Source organism: Salinisphaera dokdonensis CL-ES53, from assembly GCF_040361215.1.
Lineage (GTDB): Bacteria > Pseudomonadota > Gammaproteobacteria > Nevskiales > Salinisphaeraceae > Salinisphaera > Salinisphaera dokdonensis.
In genome coordinates this window covers 257,123-274,838 of the sequence record NZ_APND01000003.1, presented here as the reverse complement: position 1 = coordinate 274,838, position 17,716 = coordinate 257,123, and the positions used below count along the sequence as shown (strand labels likewise).

The following is a 17,716-nucleotide window of genomic DNA, read 5'->3' as shown; positions in this document are numbered from 1 at the left end:
CACCGTGTCGCGCTTTCAACTCAACCTGCTGACGATCTGCCTGGCCTTTGTGGTGATCACGCTCGGCGCGTTCGTGCGCCTGTCGGATGCCGGCCTGGGCTGCCCGGACTGGCCGGGTTGCTATGGGCATCTGGATGTACCCACCGCGGAAGCCGATGTGGCCGTGGCCAACGAACGTTTCGCGCACCGGCCGGTAGAAGCCCCCAAAGCATGGAAGGAAATGATCCACCGCTATGCCGCGGGTGGTCTGGGCCTGCTCATCCTTGCGATGGCGCTGGTGTCGCTCAAAGGCAGTAGCAGCCCGGACCAGCAGCGTGTGCTGCCCTGGGTGCTGGTGGTGCTGGTGATATTCCAGGCATTGCTGGGGATGTGGACAGTCACGCTGTTGCTCAAACCATTGATCGTTACCGCCCACCTGCTGGGGGGGATGGCGACGTTCGCGCTTCTGGGCTGGTGTCTGTTCCGAGAGGGGGCGCTGTTCAGCGGCTATCGCACGGTAAGGCGAGCCGGTCTTCGAATGTCCGCGGGCGCCGCACTCGTGTTGCTTATCGGTCAGATATTTCTGGGCGCGTGGACGTCGACGAACTATGCGGCCATGGCCTGTCCGGATTTTCCGACCTGCCAGACCTACTGGTGGCCGCCGACCGATTTCAGTGCCGCGTTCACGCTCTGGCACGGGTTGGGCATCAACTACGAATACGGCATCCTCGACAGCATCCCGCGCGCGACCATTCACTGGGTCCATCGGCTCGGGGCTGTAGCCATAACGCTCGTGCTGCTGGCGCTTGCTGCGATGCTGTGGCGTCAGGCACGGGTGGATAGCCGCTGGCGCGGGCTGGCGATGACTTTGGTCGCCGCACTGGGCCTGCAGGTATCGATCGGCATCTCCGTGGTGGTGTTTCACCTGCCGCTGGCCGTGGCGGTCGCCCACAATGGCGGTGCGGCCCTGTTATTATTGACGCTTATGGCGATCAATCACGCAGTCTGGAGAGCGCGCGATCATGTCTAGCGGGCACGGCTCGAGCGCTACGCTCGACCATCCGACGCTGTCGCAGCGTCTGACGGATTACTACGAGCTGTGCAAACCGCGTGTGGTGCTGCTGATCGTGTTTACGGCCATGGTCGGCATGTTTCTGGCCACTCCTGGCATGGTGCCGATCGATGCGCTGCTGTTCGGTACGCTGGGCATCGGGCTGATGGCCGCCTCGGCGGCCGCTGTGAATCAGATGCTCGATCGAAAGGCCGATGGGCGCATGGCGCGAACGCGCAAGCGTCCGCTGGTGACCGGCCATCTCGATATGGCGCAATCGGCGCGCTTCGCCGCGGCCATCGGGCTCGCAGGCATGGCCGTGCTCTTGTGGCTCGTCAATCCGCTGACCGCCTGGCTCACGCTAGTCACGCTCGTGGGCTATGCCGGCGTCTATACCGTCTATCTCAAGCGCGCGACACCGCAGAATATCGTCATCGGCGGGGCCGCCGGTGCCGCGCCGCCGGTGCTTGGCTGGGCCGCGGTCACTGGTACCGTGGATGCCCATGCGCTGATCCTGTTCCTGATTATCTTCATCTGGACGCCGCCGCATTTCTGGGCGCTGGCGATCGAGCGGCACCGGGAATATGCTGAAGTCGATATCCCGATGCTGCCGGTCACCCACGGGCTGGAATACACCCGCACCCAGGTGCTGCTCTATACGGTGCTGCTGTTCATCGTGTCGCTGTTGCCGTTCGTGACCGGCATGAGCGGGCCGCTGTACCTGCTCAGCGCCGTGGGGCTGTCGGGCTGGTTCCTGATCTACGCGATCCGCCTGAAGTACGCGCCCAAGCAGGGCCTGGCCATGCGCACCTTTGGCTATTCGATTCTCTATTTGATGGCGCTATTTACCGCGCTGCTGGTCGACCACTACGTGCCGGTGGTGTTCGGCGTCTGAAGCCCGCCTCAGGCTGATTCGTTGCCGGTGATCAGACGGTCGAAACGACGCAGTTCGTCGACCAATGCCTGCTTGCCGGCACGCTCCTCCAGTGCTTCCTCGGCCAGCGGCGCGATTGCGCTGGCGCCGGGCAGGGCGGCGTTGTCCTCGATCAGTGCACGCATCTTCGGGATAAACACGAACTGCAGCCATTCGCTGAATTTCAGCGTGTCCGCGCAGAACGGCGTGCGGCTGGCCATTGCGGCCGGCGAGGGCACCTCGTCGTGCCAGAACTCGGCGTCGCGCATTGCCCGTTCGATCGCAAGCATCTGATCGGCTAGGGCGTGGACCTGAGGAATCGTTGGCGGCATGATCGATGGTCTATGTTGGTCGAAAGTCAGGGGTGGGGCCGGCAACGGCTAGAATGGCCACCACCACGGGCTCGGGTTTTCGAGATCCACACGACACCCTTGCAGCTGAGTCGCATAGCGACCGGCGCGCGCGTTCACCTTGCCCGCGGTATTGCGCAGCCAGGCCTTGCGTTTGTAGGTCCCGCGTTTAAAGCCCGTCTGGCCTTCATGGTAGGCAAGATACTGGCTATAGGCATCCCATTTTGAAATGCCGAGCATCGCGGTGCTCTTGGCCATGTACCACCCGACGAAATCGGTCGCATCATCGAAATCGTCGCGATCCGCCCAGCCATTGCCGCTGTCGCGCTTGTACCAGTCCCAGGTGCCGTCGAGTGCCTGGGTGTACCCGTAGGCCGAGGTGATGTGGGTCCAGGGAATGAACCAGAGCAGGCGCTTGCGCGGCGGTCGGGCGTCACCGACAAAGCGCGATTCCTGATAGATGATGGCCATCTGTACGTGGATGGGCGCGCCCCAGCGGTCGTAGGCCGCATCGGCGGCATCGAACCAGCCGTCCTTTTCGTAGAAGATATCGCAGACATTGGCCGTGGCGCGCGGCGGCGCCGTGGCGCAGCCGCTCAAAACGGCTGCGAATACAAGCAGGACGAGACGATGCATGGGTAAAGCGTAGCAGAGGCTGAGACCGCAGCGCCCGTGCAGGTTATAATGCGCCGCCCGGGCACCGAGTTACGTCGCCTCCATATCCGCTGAGATATGTTAAAAAGTTATAAGAAAAGAAAAAAACAGACGTTTTCATGCAGGTAATCGCCCGATACTCTGCGCCGTCGCAGGCCGACGGTCTGGCGAACCCACCACTTGCGGATTGTTGATGAAGGCGACCCCAATTCAAGAACATACCAGCCCGCTGAACGCGCAGCAGGCGCAGCAGCTCACGGCGCTGATTGAAACACTCACTCCGATGCAGGTGACGTGGATCAGCGGTTATCTGTCGGGCATCAATGCCTCGACGGCATCCGGTGAAGTCGCCGCGCCGGCACAGGCCGCCGCGCCTGCGACGCAGAGCGAGGCCAGCGAGCCGCTGACCATTCTTTTTGGTTCGCAGACTGGCAACGCCGAAGATATCGCCGAGAGCCTGCGCGAGCGCGCCGAGGCGGCCGGCTTGAATGCCAGCACGCACGACATGCTCGATTACAAGCCGAAGGACCTGAAAAAGGAAAAGAACGTCATTGTCTGCGTGTCCACGCACGGCGAGGGCGATCCGCCGGACAATGCCGAGGAGCTGCACGCCTTCATCTTCGGCAAGAAAGCGCCCAAGCTCGACGGCCTGAAGTTCTCGGTGCTCGCCTTCGGTGACACCAGCTACGAACACTTCTGCCAGACCGGCAAGGATTTCGACGCGCAGCTGGAAAAACTCGGCGGCAAGCGCCTGACCGACCGTGTCGATCTCGACGTGGATTTCGACGAGGCCGCCGAAGCCTGGATTGAAACCGTAGTCGACAAGTACAAGGAAGAGCTCGGGGGCGGCGATCAGCCGCATCCGACCGTCACCGCCATGCCCACTGCAGGCGGGGCCGCTGCGCCTGCCGCCGAAACGTATTCGCGCAAGAACCCCTACCAGGCCGAGGTGCTCGAAAACGTCGTACTCAACGGCCGCGGCTCTGACAAGGAAGTCCATCATATTGAGATGGATACCGAGGAATCCGGGCTGGTATGGGAGCCGGGCGATTCGCTGGGGATCATCCCGGAGAACGATCCGGCCGTGGTCGAGGAGCTGATTGCCGCGTTGGGTCTATCGCCGGAAGAGAAAGTGACCGGTATCGACGGCGAGGTGACGCTCCAGCACGCGTTGGCCCACCAGTACGAGATCACCACGCTCACGCGCCCGCTGATCGAAAAGTATGCGGTGCAGGCCCAGAACGAGGCACTCGACAAGCTGTTGTCCGAAGATCAGCGTGAAGCGCTGGCCGACTACATGCACGGGCGTTTCATCATCGACGTGGTCGAGGATTACCCGATCGAAGGCATCACCGGTCAGGACTTCGTGCGCCTGCTGCGCAAGCTGCCGCCGCGGCTGTATTCGATCGCCTCCAGCCATGCCGCCAATCCCGACGAGATTCATCTCACCGTTGCGGCCGTGCGCTACGAGAGCGCTGGACGTCCGCGCCACGGCGTGGCTTCGATCCACCTGTCCGATCGCAGCGAAGACGCCCAGCTGCCGATCTATATCGACCACAACAAGAACTTCAAGCTGCCCGAGAACGACGATGCGCCGATCATCATGGTTGGCCCTGGCACCGGCGTGGCCCCGTTCCGTGCCTTTCTCGAGGAGCGCGAGGAGCGCGAAGCGAGCGGTGATAACTGGCTGTTCTTCGGCGCCCAGCACTTTCTGACCGACTTCTATTACCAGACGGACTGGCTGCGCTGGCGCAAGGACGGGCTGCTCACGCGCATGGACGTCGCCTTCTCGCGCGACCAGGAAGAAAAGGTCTACGTACAGGACAAGATCCGGGCCGCCGGCAAGGAGCTGTTCGATTGGATCGAGCGCGGCGCGACCGTATATGTCTGTGGCGATGCCAATGCCATGGCCCACGACGTGCATGAAGCGCTGCTAGAGCTGATCGGCGAACACGCCAACCTCGATGCCGAGGGCGCTGCCGGCTATCTCAAGAACCTGCAGAAGGAAAAGCGCTACCAGCGCGACGTCTATTGATCGCAGCGCGTTTTAACGCCATCTCCATAGACAGCGCGAGCCGCTGAAACAACGATTTCGAGCCAGAGCCATGAGCGACGACAAAGAACTTTCCCCGGTCGAACACATCAAGATCGCCAGCAACTACCTGCGCGGCACCATTGCCGACGGGCTGGCCGATGAACTGACGGGTTCGATCGCCGAGGACGACACCCAGCTGACCAAGTTCTACGGCTTTTACCAGCAGGACGATCGCGATCTGCGCTCCGAGCGCAAGCACTCCAAGTTGGAGCCGCATTTTCAGTTCATGCTGCGCCTGCGGCTACCGGCCGGCGTGGTAACCGGTGAGCAGTGGCTCAAGATCGACGAGCTGGCGCATCGGTACGCAAACGGCACGCTGAGGCTGACCACGCGCCAGACCTTCCAGTACCACGGCGTGCTCAAGAAGCACCTGCGCCCATTGTTGCAGGACGCCTATCAGGTCGGCGTCGATGCGCGTGGCGCCTGTGGTGACGTCAACCGCAACGTGATGGCGACAGCCAACCCGGACCTGTCGGCCCTGCATCGCGAGGTGCACGATTGGTCGATCAAGATCTCCGAGCATCTGGCCTGGAAATCCCGCGCCTACGAAGAGATCTTTCTGCAGCAGAAGCCGCAGGGCGAGGACCACGAACCGATCTACGGCAAGACCTATCTGCCGCGCAAGTTCAAGATCGCGATCGCGATTCCGCCGGAAAACGATGTCGACATGTTCGCCAACGATATCGGCCTCATCGCCATTGTCGAAGACGACAAGCTGGTCGGCTTCAATATCGCCATCGGTGGCGGGATGGGTTCGACCCATGGCGACGAGGCGACCTATCCGCGCCTTGCTTCCGTGATCGGCTTCGCCACGCCCGAAAACACGCTCGAGGCGGTCGAGGAACTGGTCAAGATCCAGCGTGACCACGGTGATCGCTCGAACCGCAAGCATGCGCGCTTCAAGTACACGATCGACGACCACGGCCTGGGCTGGATTCACGAACAGCTCGAGGAACGGGCGGGCATCAAGCTCAAGCCCGCGCGCGAATATAATTTCGAACGCAACGGCGATCCGCTAGGCTGGGTCGAGGGCGACAATGGCAACTGGCACCTGACCCTGTTCATCGAGAACGGCCGTATTGCCGATTTCGACGATAACGGCAACGCCCACTACGGCCAGTACCACGGCCCGGCCGGCCTCAAGCTGATGACCGGCCTGCGCGAGCTCGCCAAGATCCATACCGGCGAATTCCGGCTGACCGGCAACCACAACGTGATCGTTGCCAACGTCAAACCCGAGGACAAGGCCAAGGTTGAGGAACTGGTCGAACACTACGGCCTCGACGACGGCGACAAGCACTCGACGCTGCGCCATTCCGCCATGGCCTGCGTGGCCTTCCCGACCTGCGGTCTGGCAATGGCCGAGTCCGAGCGCTACTTGCCAGAGCTGGTGACCAAGATCGAGAAGATCGTCACCGATGCCGGCATCAAGGATCAGCCGATCGTCATCCGCATGACGGGTTGCCCGAATGGCTGCGCGCGGCCGTTCCTGGGCGAGATCGGTTTTGTCGGCAAGGCGCCGGGCAAGTACAACCTGTATCTCGGCGCAGGCTACAACGGCGAGCGCCTGAACAAACTCTATCGCGAGAACATCGGCGAGGAGGAAATCCTGGCCGAGCTGACCCCGATCATCGAGCAGTACGGCGCCGAGCGTAATGAAGGCGAACCGTTCGGTGATTTCGTCATTCGGGCCGGTATCATTGCCGAAACCACCGAAGGACGATTCTTCCATGAAAACGTCGGTTCGCCCGAAGCAGCCTGATTATCCGGTTCTACGCAGCGCGGGGCTTGGCCTCGCGCTGCTTGCATTGGCAATGCTCGCTTGGCCCCTGATCGGTCAGGCCCAGACCGCGCCGCCCGCCGCCGGGCAGGGCGCGGCCCCGACTCAGCAGACCACCGCGAACGCCGCCCGCAAGGACGACGTGATCCGTGAGCTGATCGGCCTCACCGACGCCGAGCAACTGGAAGCGATCTTCTCGCGCCAGTTCATCGACCGCGTGGCGAATGCCGTCGCGCTTTTCCGACCCGATCTCGACCCGCAGACCATGCGCGTGATTCGCCAGGAAGCGACATCGGTCATCCGCGAACGCATTGAATCGGGCGACGCACTGTATTCAGTGCTCTATCCAGTCTACGAGAAGCATTTCAACATCTTCGAACTCAACCAGCTGGTCGAGTTCTACCAGTCGCCCGTCGGCCAGAAGCTCGTGCGGGTGTCGCCGGAACTGCTGACCGAGTCGCTGGCGTTGGGCCGTGAATGGGGCCTTTCGCTCGTGCCCGAGATCATGGACCGCGTGCAGTCACGGCTGAACACGACGAATTAGCGTGCAGTTTCTGTAGCCTGCCGGCCACGCGCTGCCGTCGTCGTGAGGGCACCGGTTTTCGGCGGTTGGCTCGAGCGTGGCGCCGGCATTCGTCGCCGGTGAGCCTTGTGCCTTGACCTATGCCGTCGTATCGGTGTCAGCGGGGCGGCTTTCCCAGCGCCCCACACCCATGAAGATCAGGCGCAGCTGCTTCTCGGCGCGCAGCATCAGGGCGTCGTCCTCGGCGTTGTCCGGGTCCACGTCCAGAATACGCTCGGACAGCGTAATCACGGTGTTGACCACCAGATCCGAGATGGTGCGCAGGTCGTCCTGCGAGATATGCGAGAACTCGTCGAAACGGGCGAGGTCGGCCGCCAGCGCATTGGTCACGAGCAGGATCTCGTTATGGATCGCCTCGCGCATGGCCACCGTGCCGGAGAAGCGCTCCTTGACGACGAACTGGAACAGCAGTCGGTTATCGCGCACGTAATGGGCGAACAGTTCCACCGAGTAGCGCACCAGGCCCTTGAGCGGCAGCGCGGATAGCGAGGCATCGCTCAAGATCTGGCGCAGCGAGCGAAAGGTATCCTCGATCAGAGTCAGACCCAGCGCGTCCAGATCCTCGAAATGGCGATAGAACGCGGTCGGCACCACCCCGGCCTGGCGCGCGATGCGTCGCAGCGATATCGCGGAGAAGTTCGCCTCGCTCGCGACCAGTTCCAGCGCCGCCTGCATCAGGGCCTCGCGGGCTTCTCCGCGGCGTGGTGCACCCCGGCGGCGGCGCGATGACGCCTTGTCTTCGCTGCTGTTCACGGGCGGGGAGTGTGCGGACATATAAGGGGTGCTGACATGGAAAGCGACCTTAGCCGCTTGTACGCCGGATGAAAATACGTGGATTGATCAATCTTTGCGTGACGGGCCGCAGGCGCGTTGCCGAATTTCCTTGTGAACAAGTGTTGACTTGGGTATTTCGGCACCTCTAAAGTGTACACGTGTTCACTTTCATGAGGAAGCGGCGATGAAGCCTGTCGTGAAGAAATTTCTCGGTAGTTCTTTTGTCGGCGCGCTTGCCAAGCAGTTCGGTGGCGTGGTCAAGCGCATCCTGCGCATGTCGTTGCCGCATCGTCGCAAAGGCAATACGCTGACGTCTGAGACATCCACGGATGCGCCTGTCTATGCTGAAGCTGCTTGAAACACTCAAGGACTCGGCCGAGTCGACTCTCGACTCGGCTGCTTCGCGTGTCGAGAACGTTCATCGCCTGATCAGTGGCTATGTGGGCGTCCAGGCGCGCAAGCTGCGTGGCTCCGAGACGAACCGTAGTACAGATGGCAACGCCGCTGCCGACCCGGACCCGTCTGACACAGCGCCATCGGAGCACGACGCGAGCATCTACGACGTAGTGCGCGGCGTGAACCGCGAGATCGGCGAATTCGGCACGGATGTGTTCGAGATCATCGACGATGCCCGTGCGCGCCGCTCGATCGACAAGCGCGGCGACTCGAGCGACGGCGACTGACGTTCGCCGTCACCCTGCACGAGCGGGTAGAATCGCGCGGCGAATAGTCGCGGCGTTATCCAGTGTGGGGGCCGAATGGCGGTAGCGGGTTTCATACGTTCAAGCAGGGCCTGGATAGTCGCCGGGCTGATGCTTGTGATCGCCGCAACCGCGCAAGCCCAGTTTGCCGATGGCGAGATCGACGATCAGATCGGCGATCTGCGGGGACGGGTGGAGGCGCTTGGCGCCCGTGACGATGTCGAGTCCGCGGTTCGTGACCGCGTCCGCAATACTTACCAGCAATCGATCGCTTCGCTCGAGGCGGCGCGTAACGCGCGTGAGCGCACCAGGGAACTGCGCGAAAGGGCGGCCGATGCCCCGACGCGGATACGCGAGCTCAAGGCAGAGCTGCAGCAGATCGAAAGGCCGCCTTCACAGGAGTCGCTGACGGACACCTCCGGGGGCACTTTGTCGGCACGCGTGGACGCCACCAGCTCACGACTAGCCGACAGTCAGGCCAACCTGGCCGATCTGCGCGATCAGCTGACCCGGCTCGCCCAGCGCCCGGATGCCGCGCGCGATGAACTCGCCGACACGCGCGCCGCGTTGCAGATGCTCGATACGGGCGCCGACGCAGGCGATGGGCAGTCCAGCCTGCTTGCCGAGGCACAACGGGTGCAGAAGGCGGCACGCCGTGAGGCGTTGACCGCGCAGATCGAAACACTGCAACAGGAACTCAGCAGCCAGGATCCACGCCAGCGCGAACTCGAGGCCCGGCGCGCACTCGCTGAGGCGCAGCTTGCCCACGACACCGAGCTGCTGGCTGCGCTCCAGTTGGCGCTCGGCGACCGCCAGAACGAAACCGCCATCGAGTTGCGCACGGCCAGCCAGGCGAAACTGAGCGAGCTGCGCACGGCCGTCGAGCCGATTGCGTCCACGGCCCAGAAAAACGTCGAGCTGGCCAATCAGCTCACCGAGACCACCGAAGAGAGCGAAACGCTGGCGACCCGGCAGGTACGCCAGCGTAAGCGCGTCGAGGATATTCAGCGCCGCCTGAATCTGGTGCAGCGCCAGCTCGAGATCGGTGGCTCCTCCGTAGCACTGGGCGACGTGTTGCGTGCCCAGCGCCGCGAACTGGCCAAGCCCAGTATATTCGAGGCCCGTGGCGAGCCCGGCGGCTCGGACCCCGAGATCGCTTCGGCCGAGTTGATGCGTTTTCAACTCCAGCAACAGCGCGTGGAACTCGAGGATATCTCTCGTCGCGTAGCCGAGATCACCGAAGGCGAGCCGGCACTCCAGGCTGGTCAGATCGACTCGCTGCGCGCGTTGCTCGAGCAACGCCGCGATATTCTCGATCTGCTGATCGACGCCGAGGGACGGTTCATCGAGATCGGGCGGGATCTGCGGGGTCTGTCGCAGCGCTACGAGGAAACCGTCGATTCCTTCAATCGTCTGCTAGACGAGCGCCTTTTCTGGCTGCCGTCCTTCAGCCTGATGCAGCTCGACTGGTTTCCGCGAACCATTCAGGATCTACCCTGGGCCTTCGATCCCCAGGCGTGGCGGCGCGCGTTTTCAGAGATTGCGGTGGGGGCGCAGGCGCGACCGATCGTCGCGTCCGTGGTCCTGGTGTTCATAGCCGGCCTGCTTGGCGTACGCCGGCCGCTGCGCCATCGCCTGCGTATGCTGGCTGAGCCCGTGGGCAACGTGCGGCGCGATACCGCCTGGCTGACCGTGCGTGCGGCACTGATCACGGTATTGCTGTTCATACCGATCGTGGCCGTATTGTTGCTTGCCGGTTATGTGGTTCGAGCGCCCGACGAATCCGGTGCGTTCACACAGGCCGTGTCGTCGGTGTTCGTGCAGCTGGCGATCCTCGCGCTTTTCCTGGAGCCATTTGCCCAGGTCTGTCGCAAATTCGGTCTGGCGCACAGCCATTTCCTGTGGAGTGACGAGGCCCGCCACGGCCTCCATCGCATGTTGCGCTGGTTGCTGGCCATGTTGATCGTGCCGACCATTCTGGTCACCTTTACCGAAGCCTTTGACGACGACGCCAAGCGCGAAACCATTGGCCGCGGCGCGTTCATGCTGGGCTCACTGATCATTGCCTATTTCTCGTGGCGGCTACTGCATCCAGTGCGCGGCGAATTGGCCGGGGTGATCAACGCCGAGGAAGAATCGCACTGGCGGCTGGGCTATCTCTGGCTGCCTATCGCGGTGGGCGTGCCGCTGCTGCTGTTCGGCCTGGCCGGCTGGGGTTACTACTACACGGCGCTGCAGCTCCAGAGCCGATTCTTCTATTCTGCCGGCCTGCTCGGCGGCTGCTTCGTGCTCTATGCGCTCATAGTGCGCTGGCTGACGGTAGCCGAACGCCGTCTGGCGCTGACCCGCGCGCTGCAGAAACGTGAGGAGGCCCGCGAGGCACGTGCAACCCGCGATGCGGCCGCTGCAGCCGGCGAGAGCACGCCGGAGAATCTGGATACGCTCGAGATCGATCTGCTGCAGATCAGCGAACAGACCCGCGGTCTGATCAAGGTGGTGATCGCACTGATCACGGTCGCCGTGCTGTGGGTCATCTGGTCCGACACGCTGCCGGCGCTGCAGCTGCTCGATAACGTCACCCTCTGGCAATACGCCACCGAGGTCGACGGCAAATCCCAGCTCACGAGAGTCACCCTCGGGGCCTTGTTGCTGGCGCTCGCGCTTGGCGTGGTAACGGCGCTGGCGGGACGCAATCTGCCCGGCTTTCTCGAGATCACCGTGCTGCGGCGTTTTTCCATGGACGCCGGCAGTCGCTATGCGATGGCGACCCTGTTTCAGTATGCGATCGTGATCATCGGTCTGCTGGGCGCCGTCGCACTGATTGGCTTTCGCTGGTCGTCGATCCAGTGGCTGGTCGCTGCGGTGGGCGTGGGCCTGGGTTTCGGTTTGCAGGAGATCTTTGCCAATTTCGTCTCCGGCATCGTGATCCTGTTCGAACGCCCGGTCCGGGTGGGCGATACGGTCACGGTCGGCACGCTCACCGGAACGGTCTCGCGTATCCGTATTCGCGCGACCACGGTCACCGACTGGGATAACAAGGAAGTGGTGATTCCGAACAAGACGTTCATTACCGAAACGGTGATCAACTGGACGCTCACCGACGACATCACACGCCTGATCATCCGTGTGCATCTGGCGCTGGATACCGATACCGAACTCGCCGAGAAGCTGATCATGGACGTGATTCGGGACGAGCCGGTCGCGCTCGAGAATCCGGCGCCGACCGTGTTCTTCGTGGGTTATGACGACAGCGCGCTGATTTACGAAGCGCGCATCTTCTATCACGACCTCTACAATCTGCTGCCGCTGCAGCATGCCATCTACAAGCGCATGCATGCCGCGTTCATGGCCAATGACGTGGTGGTCTCGTTCCCGCAGCAGGATCTGCACCTGCGTTCGATCGACGACTCGTTCGGCGACGTGCTCGGCGCGAAACGTGAATCGGGGCAGGGCGGTGGTGGCGATACCGGTGGGTCGCCCGAGACGACGCCGACGCGCTAGCGCGCGGCAGGGTCGGCTTTAGCTGGCGCCGGTCGCGTCGTCGTTATCGGACAGGCGCCGTGGCAGCGCCTGCGGATAGTAGGCGTACATCCAGGTTTCGGTGAGCACACGGTCGTTGTGCCCAAGCCGTGCGCGCAGCTCGACCGGCGTATCGTCGGGCGGCAGTTCGCCTTTCCAGTCGAAAATTACCCGCCAGCGCCCCGTGTCCTCGACGTGCTGAACGTACGGGTTGCCGATGCGGCCATGAGTGGCGGTGACCACCGGTTCGGGCTCTGCGTCTTCGGTTAGCCGGTCGAGCGTGTCGCCGGCAAAGTCGATGACGAATTTGCGCGCGAGAACCGATTGATCCTTGTAGGTGCCCGGCCCGCCGGCACGGCCCGTACGGGTGGAAACCACCTGGGCCAGGCCGGGTGGGTAGGGTTCGTCGCCACACCAGTGCAGGCGATAGTCGAACTGCCATTCGTGCCCGGCCGTGGCCTTGTCCTGCGGGACCCAGAAGGCGTTGATGTTGTCGTAGACCTCTTCATCGGTCGGCAGCTCGAGCAGGCCGACATGGCCGGCGCCCCAATCGCCTTTGGGCTCGACCCACAGGCTGGGGCGATCCTCGAAACCGACTTCCGGATCCTGATAATGGTCGAAGGCGCGATCGCGCTGGAGCAGCCCAAAGCCCTGCGGATTCTCGTCCTGGAAGGCGCTGTACTGCACGCGCGGCGGGTTGCTCAACGCACGCCAGATGCGCTCGCCATGTCCAGTGGCCATCGCCAGGCCATCGCTATCGTGGATTTCCGGGCGCCAGTCCACGCCGCGGCGTGCGTTGGTTTCGGAAAACCAGAACATGCTAGTCAGCGGCGCGATGCCCAGGCGCTGGACAGCATCGCGCTGGAACAGGCGGGATTCGATATCCATGATCACGTTGCCCGGCCGGCTTACGTGCATGCGGTAGGCGCCGGTCACGTGCTCGCCCTCGAGCAGGGCACAGATGGTGATGACCTCGTCGCCCGGTGCCGGCTTCACAAGCCAGTAGGCGGAGAAGCGGGGGAAGGCCTCGTCCTCGCCGTAGCCGGTATCGATTGATACGCCGCGTGCAGAGAGGCCGTACTGGTTCAGGCCGCCCGGGCTACGGAAATAACTTGCGCCCTTGAAGGCCAGCCATTCCAATTCCTCGCCGCTGCGATCAACGAGGCGGAAGCCGGAGAAACCGAGGTCGTCCGGCAGCCGATCCCCCAGCTCGGGATCCTCGTAGCGAAACATATCCGCGTCGTAAGCGAGACGACGGCTACGTCCGTCCTCCACGACATGGATATCGATCGGGTCGCGTGCGTTCTGGTCGAGATGGAAGAACTCCACCGTCACTGGCGTGTCGTCGTCCGCCCAGAGCGCGGCGTCCTCGCGGGTATGAACGCCCATGAAGGCTTCATAGCCGAGATCGTTGAGCAGTTCTTCGTAGCGTTTCGGGGGCGCACTGAAGGGCTTCTGCGCGAGGCTGCGCGCGTGTGCGACCAACGCATCGAAACTGAAGGGCTCGCCGTCGCCGGGGCGCTTGGCTTGGGCGAGGGCTTTCAGGGGGGAAAATGCAGAAACGCCTGCAAGTGCCGTCGCGGACACTAGCAGGCGTCGTCTACCGAGGTCTGTTTCCATATAAATTGGCCCGGAGGCCGTCAGAATACGGTTTAGGCAGGCACCATGGCGCCACGCAGCTTCTTGATCGCGGCGACCTCGAGCTGGCGGATGCGCTCGGCCGAGACACTGTACTTGTCGCCGAGCTCCTGCAGGCCGATCTTGCCGTCCTCGCGCAACCAGCGGCTCTGGAGGATATCGCGGCTGCGATCATCCAGGCTGGTCATCGCGCGCGACAGATTCGCGTGCTGATAGGTCTGCCAGTCGCCGTTCTCGATGTCGGAAGCCGGATCGTAGCCGTCTTCGGCGGACAGATAATCCTCCGGAGCGTAGCTGTCTTCATCCGACGCGCCCGGCAGCGAGTTATAGGACGTATCGCCACCCGACAGGCGACGCTCCATCTGCAACACGGTCTCGGGCTTGACGCCCAGATCGCTGGCGACGGTCTCGACTTCCTTGTTGTTCATCCAGCCCAGGCGCTTCTTGGAGCTGCGCAGGTTGAAGAACAGCTTGCGCTGCGCCTTGGTCGTGGCGACCTTGACGATGCGCCAGTTGCGCAGGATGAACTCGTGGATCTCGGCACGAATCCAATGCACCGCGAACGAGATCAGGCGCACGCCGACGTCCGGGTCGAAGCGCTTCACGGCCTTCATTAGGCCGATGTTGCCTTCCTGAACCAGGTCCGCCAGCGGCAGGCCGTAGCCCGAATAGCCGCGCGCGACATGCACCACGAAACGCAGGTTGGACAGAATCAGTTTCTGGGCGGCCTGGATATCGCCGTCGTCACGCAGTTGGCGCGCGAGCTTCTGCTCGTCATCGACGTCGAGAACCGGGATATTCGACACCGCCTGCAGATACGAGTCGATGCTGCCCGAGGCAAGCGTCGGCAAATTCATCTTGGCCGGTGAGAGAGAAATATCGTTAGCCATGTGCAAAGCCTCCTTTGGACTTTTGCTAGTTGCCACCATTCTAACAAAAATACGCGGCTCATGAGCGACTGATTATAGGGCTGGCGATATGACAGCCGTATTATTCTTAGGTTCCGCCTATCGTGGCTCGATAGCCGCCAGACGGCGATTTACGGTCAGCACACAGCCGGCCCAACCCAGCGTCACGCCGGTGGCAAGAACCGTCATGACGCCCTTGAAGCTCAGGCCGTGCAGTTCGAGGGCGCCGTCGTAAGAACGCGTCAACTCCCCCAGCGGCTTGCCCAGGGCCAGAAAGCATATGCCGAGCAGAATCAGGCCGAGTACTGCGCCGATCAAGCCATACCAGAAGCCGCTATAAAGGAACGGTCGCCGGATAAAGGCATCCGATGCGCCCAGCAGCTTCATCACCTCGATTTCCTCGCGCCGGTTCTCGATATCGAGGCGGATCGTGTTGCCGACGATGAACAGCACGGCGGCAGAGAGCAGCAGCCCGATCACCCAGGCCGAGCGCTCGATCACCGACAGGATGGCGTACAGGCGCGCCAGCCAGGCCTGATCGAGCTCGGCGCGTTCCACGCCGCTCTGCGATTCGAGATCGACCAGCAGTTCGCCGACTCCGGCTCGTGGCATGTCGGGCCGCGGTGTGACCACGATCACGGACGGCAACGGGTTGTCATCGAGTGCATCCAGCGCCGCGCCGAAGCCGGATGACTCGCGGAACTGCTCGAGGCCGGCCTGGGCCGAGATGAAGTGCGTCTCGGCAACATTATCGCGCGCACCAATGGTGTCGGCCAGCGCCTGGCCGCGTTCGTTATCGACATCATCCGATAAATAGAGCGATGCCTGGACTGCGCGTTGCCAGCTCTGGGAGAGCGTATCGAGATTGTTCATGAATACATACAGCCCGGTCGGCAACGCCAGCGCGATGCCGATGACCATCGCCGTCAACAGGCTGGCCAGCCAGCGCCGATGCAGGCGGCCGAGGCTTTCGAGCAGGCAGCGCGCATGCGCACTGGCCCAGCCCTGGGCCGGTGCTGCCAGGGTGCTGGTCGCAATACGCCGTGCCCGGGCGCTGTTCACGGCTGGCTTGCTCTTGGGTTGGCTGTTGCGCGCCATGGCTTTAGCCGTCCTCGAGATGGCCGTGGTCGAGCACGATACGGCGATAGCCGAGTCGCTCGACCAGATCGATGGCATGGGTCGCGATCATGATGCTGGTGCCGGCCTCGTTCAGGCGCGTGAACAGACGCATGATGTCGGCTGATAGCGCCGGGTCGAGATTGCCCGTGGGCTCGTCGGCCAGGATGAGATAGGGCCGGTCGACCACCGCACGAGCGATACCCACCCGTTGCTGCTCGCCGCCGGAGAGCGTGACCGGGAACTTGCGCTCGTGGGTGAGCAGGCCGACCGTATCGAGCGCGGCGCGAACCCGGCGTGCGATATCCGCATGGCCGAGTCCGCGAATCACCAGCGGCAGAGCCACGTTGTCGAACACGGTACGGTCGAACAGCAGGTTGTAGTTCTGGAATATCAGGCCCAGACGCTGGCGATAGCGCGGTATCTGGCGCCGCCTGACGTTGGCGAGGTTGGTGCCATTGATGATCACCTGACCGCGGGTCGGGCGTTCAATCAGCCCGATCAACTTCATCAGTGTCGATTTGCCGGCGCCGGAATGGCCGGTCAGAAACGCCATCTCGCCGCGGCGCAGATGCAGGGATACCCCGTCCAGCGCGATCTTGCCACCGGGGTAGCGCTTGATCACGTTCTTGAAGGCGACGATATCGGTCATGGGCTTTATTTCGCGCGAGCGCTCACTTGCGGTCGAACAGGGCGTCCATGAAATGTTCGGACTCGAAAACGCCCAGGTCCTCGACCGCTTCGCCCACGCCGATGAAGCGCAGCGGCAGGCCGAGCCGCTTGGCGATGGCAAACACGATGCCGCCGGAGGCGGTGCCGTCGAGCTTGGTGATGGTGATACCGGTCAGTCCGACCGCCTCGTTGAAGGCCACGGCTTGCTGCAGCGCGTTGCCGCCGGTCGTCGCATCCACCACGAGCATCACTTCGTGCGGCGCATATTCGTCCTGCTTGCCGAGTACGCGCTTGATCTTCTTGAGCTCATCCATGAGATGGCCCTGGGTATGCAGACGTCCGGCGGTATCGGCAATGAGTACGTCGATGCCGCGCGCCTTGGCGCGCGAGAAGGCATCGAACACCACCGAGGCTGAATCCGAGCCGCTGCCCTGGGCGACTACCGGCACGTTGTTGCGTTCGCCCCAGCCTTGGAGCTGCTCCACCGCGGCAGCGCGAAAGGTATCGCCCGCAGCCAGCATGACTGACTGGCCGGCGTCCTGGAGTTTCTTCGCCAGCTTGCCGATGGTGGTGGTCTTGCCGACGCCGTTCACGCCCACCATCAGGATCACGTAGGGGCGGGTGTGGTCCGGAATCTCGAGGGGTTCTTCGCAAGGGGTCAGAATCGCACCGAGATGTTCGCGCAGCGATTTGCCGAGATCCTTGCCGGTACGCAGGCGGCCGCCGTCATAGAGGGTCTGGAGGCGGTTCATCACCTGGCCGGTGGCATCGACGCCGACATCGGCCAGCAACAACTGGGTCTCGAGTTCGTCCAGCGCGTCCTGATCGACAGTTTCGCCGGGCAGGAGATTGCGCAGGTCATAGGTCAGCCACGAGTCGCCCTTGTTGAGGCTCGCCCGCATGCGGGTGAGAAAGCCGGGTTGCTTGAGTTTCGAGGTCTTGCGCGGCTTCGGATCGTTGGCCATTGAGTCTGCGTCGTTGCG

The 17,716-nt window shown here is 63.0% G+C and carries 16 protein-coding genes; 8 read left to right on the top strand and 8 right to left on the bottom strand.

Annotated features, from left to right (window positions below; all coding sequences use genetic code 11):
* Nucleotides 1-4 precede the first annotated feature (4 nt).
* Both SADO_RS10810 and cyoE read left to right on the top strand, forming a co-directional pair.
* Entirely contained in the window at nt 5-1,009 is a 1,005-nt protein-coding gene (locus SADO_RS10810) for a COX15/CtaA family protein (protein ID WP_353111215.1), read from the top strand.
* Nucleotides 1,002-1,925: a heme o synthase gene (gene cyoE / locus SADO_RS10805; protein ID WP_353111214.1), complete on the top strand. Its 924-nt coding sequence runs from the start codon at nt 1,002-1,004 to the stop codon at nt 1,923-1,925. The genes SADO_RS10810 and cyoE overlap by 8 nt, the downstream gene beginning before the upstream one ends.
* A gap of 8 nt (nt 1,926-1,933) precedes the next feature.
* On the opposite strand, the gene SADO_RS10800 is transcribed toward cyoE, so the two are convergent.
* Together SADO_RS10800 and SADO_RS10795 are read right to left on the bottom strand one after the other, a co-directional pair.
* Nucleotides 1,934-2,275: a YqcC family protein gene (locus SADO_RS10800; protein ID WP_353111213.1), complete on the bottom strand. Its 342-nt coding sequence runs from the start codon at nt 2,273-2,275 to the stop codon at nt 1,934-1,936.
* A gap of 48 nt (nt 2,276-2,323) precedes the next feature.
* Entirely contained in the window at nt 2,324-2,929 is a 606-nt protein-coding gene (locus SADO_RS10795) for a transglycosylase SLT domain-containing protein (protein WP_353111212.1), read from the bottom strand.
* A gap of 211 nt (nt 2,930-3,140) precedes the next feature.
* On the opposite strand from SADO_RS10795, the gene SADO_RS10790 reads away from it, so the two are divergent.
* The 3 genes from SADO_RS10790 to SADO_RS10780 all read left to right on the top strand — a co-directional run bounded on the left by SADO_RS10790 (nt 3,141) and on the right by SADO_RS10780 (nt 7,366).
* Nucleotides 3,141-4,982 (top strand): assimilatory sulfite reductase (NADPH) flavoprotein subunit, encoded by a 1,842-nt coding sequence (locus tag SADO_RS10790; RefSeq protein ID WP_353111211.1) that lies wholly within the window; start codon nt 3,141-3,143, stop codon nt 4,980-4,982.
* A 70-nt stretch (nt 4,983-5,052) separates the two neighbouring features.
* Entirely contained in the window at nt 5,053-6,804 is a 1,752-nt protein-coding gene (cysI, locus tag SADO_RS10785; RefSeq protein WP_353111210.1) for an assimilatory sulfite reductase (NADPH) hemoprotein subunit, read from the top strand.
* On the top strand, nt 6,773-7,366 hold the full coding sequence (locus SADO_RS10780) for a DUF2059 domain-containing protein (RefSeq protein WP_353111209.1): 594 nt from the start codon (nt 6,773-6,775) through the stop codon (nt 7,364-7,366). The genes cysI and SADO_RS10780 overlap by 32 nt, the downstream gene beginning before the upstream one ends.
* 117 nt (nt 7,367-7,483) lie before the next feature.
* On the opposite strand, the gene SADO_RS10775 is transcribed toward SADO_RS10780, so the two are convergent.
* Nucleotides 7,484-8,179: a TetR family transcriptional regulator gene (locus SADO_RS10775; RefSeq protein ID WP_353111208.1), complete on the bottom strand. Its 696-nt coding sequence runs from the start codon at nt 8,177-8,179 to the stop codon at nt 7,484-7,486.
* A 184-nt stretch (nt 8,180-8,363) separates the two neighbouring features.
* Here SADO_RS10775 and SADO_RS10770 point away from each other — a divergent pair, with 184 nt between their 5' ends.
* The 3 genes from SADO_RS10770 (at nt 8,364) to SADO_RS10760 (ending at nt 12,381) form a co-directional block, all read left to right on the top strand.
* Nucleotides 8,364-8,537 (top strand): hypothetical protein, encoded by a 174-nt coding sequence (locus SADO_RS10770; RefSeq protein ID WP_353111207.1) that lies wholly within the window; start codon nt 8,364-8,366, stop codon nt 8,535-8,537.
* Nucleotides 8,521-8,862, top strand: coding sequence for a hypothetical protein (locus SADO_RS10765; RefSeq protein ID WP_353111206.1), 342 nt, complete (start codon nt 8,521-8,523; stop codon nt 8,860-8,862). Before SADO_RS10770 ends, SADO_RS10765 begins: the two co-directional genes overlap by 17 nt.
* Before the next feature lie 129 nt (nt 8,863-8,991).
* On the top strand, nt 8,992-12,381 hold the full coding sequence (locus SADO_RS10760) for a mechanosensitive ion channel domain-containing protein (protein ID WP_353111205.1): 3,390 nt from the start codon (nt 8,992-8,994) through the stop codon (nt 12,379-12,381).
* Nucleotides 12,382-12,399: 18 nt separating this feature from the next.
* Here SADO_RS10760 and SADO_RS10755 read toward each other — a convergent pair whose 3' ends face one another.
* The 5 genes from SADO_RS10755 to ftsY form a co-directional block, all read right to left on the bottom strand.
* Nucleotides 12,400-14,019 carry an OpgD/OpgG family glucan biosynthesis protein gene (locus tag SADO_RS10755; RefSeq protein ID WP_353111204.1) on the bottom strand — a complete coding sequence of 540 codons (1,620 nt, stop codon included), beginning with the start codon at nt 14,017-14,019 and terminating at the stop codon, nt 12,400-12,402.
* Between the two features lie 32 nt (nt 14,020-14,051).
* Nucleotides 14,052-14,927, bottom strand: coding sequence for an RNA polymerase sigma factor RpoH (gene rpoH / locus SADO_RS10750; RefSeq protein ID WP_353111203.1), 876 nt, complete (start codon nt 14,925-14,927; stop codon nt 14,052-14,054).
* Nucleotides 14,928-15,044: 117 nt separating this feature from the next.
* Entirely contained in the window at nt 15,045-16,043 is a 999-nt protein-coding gene (gene ftsX / locus SADO_RS10745; RefSeq protein WP_353111202.1) for a permease-like cell division protein FtsX, read from the bottom strand.
* 4 nt (nt 16,044-16,047) lie between these two features.
* A complete protein-coding gene (gene ftsE, locus SADO_RS10740; protein WP_353111201.1) occupies nt 16,048-16,713 on the bottom strand; it encodes a cell division ATP-binding protein FtsE in 666 nt (221 codons plus the stop codon).
* Between the two features lie 22 nt (nt 16,714-16,735).
* Nucleotides 16,736-17,698 carry a signal recognition particle-docking protein FtsY gene (ftsY, locus tag SADO_RS10735; protein WP_353111200.1) on the bottom strand — a complete coding sequence of 321 codons (963 nt, stop codon included), beginning with the start codon at nt 17,696-17,698 and terminating at the stop codon, nt 16,736-16,738.
* Between the last annotated feature and the right edge of the window lie 18 nt (nt 17,699-17,716).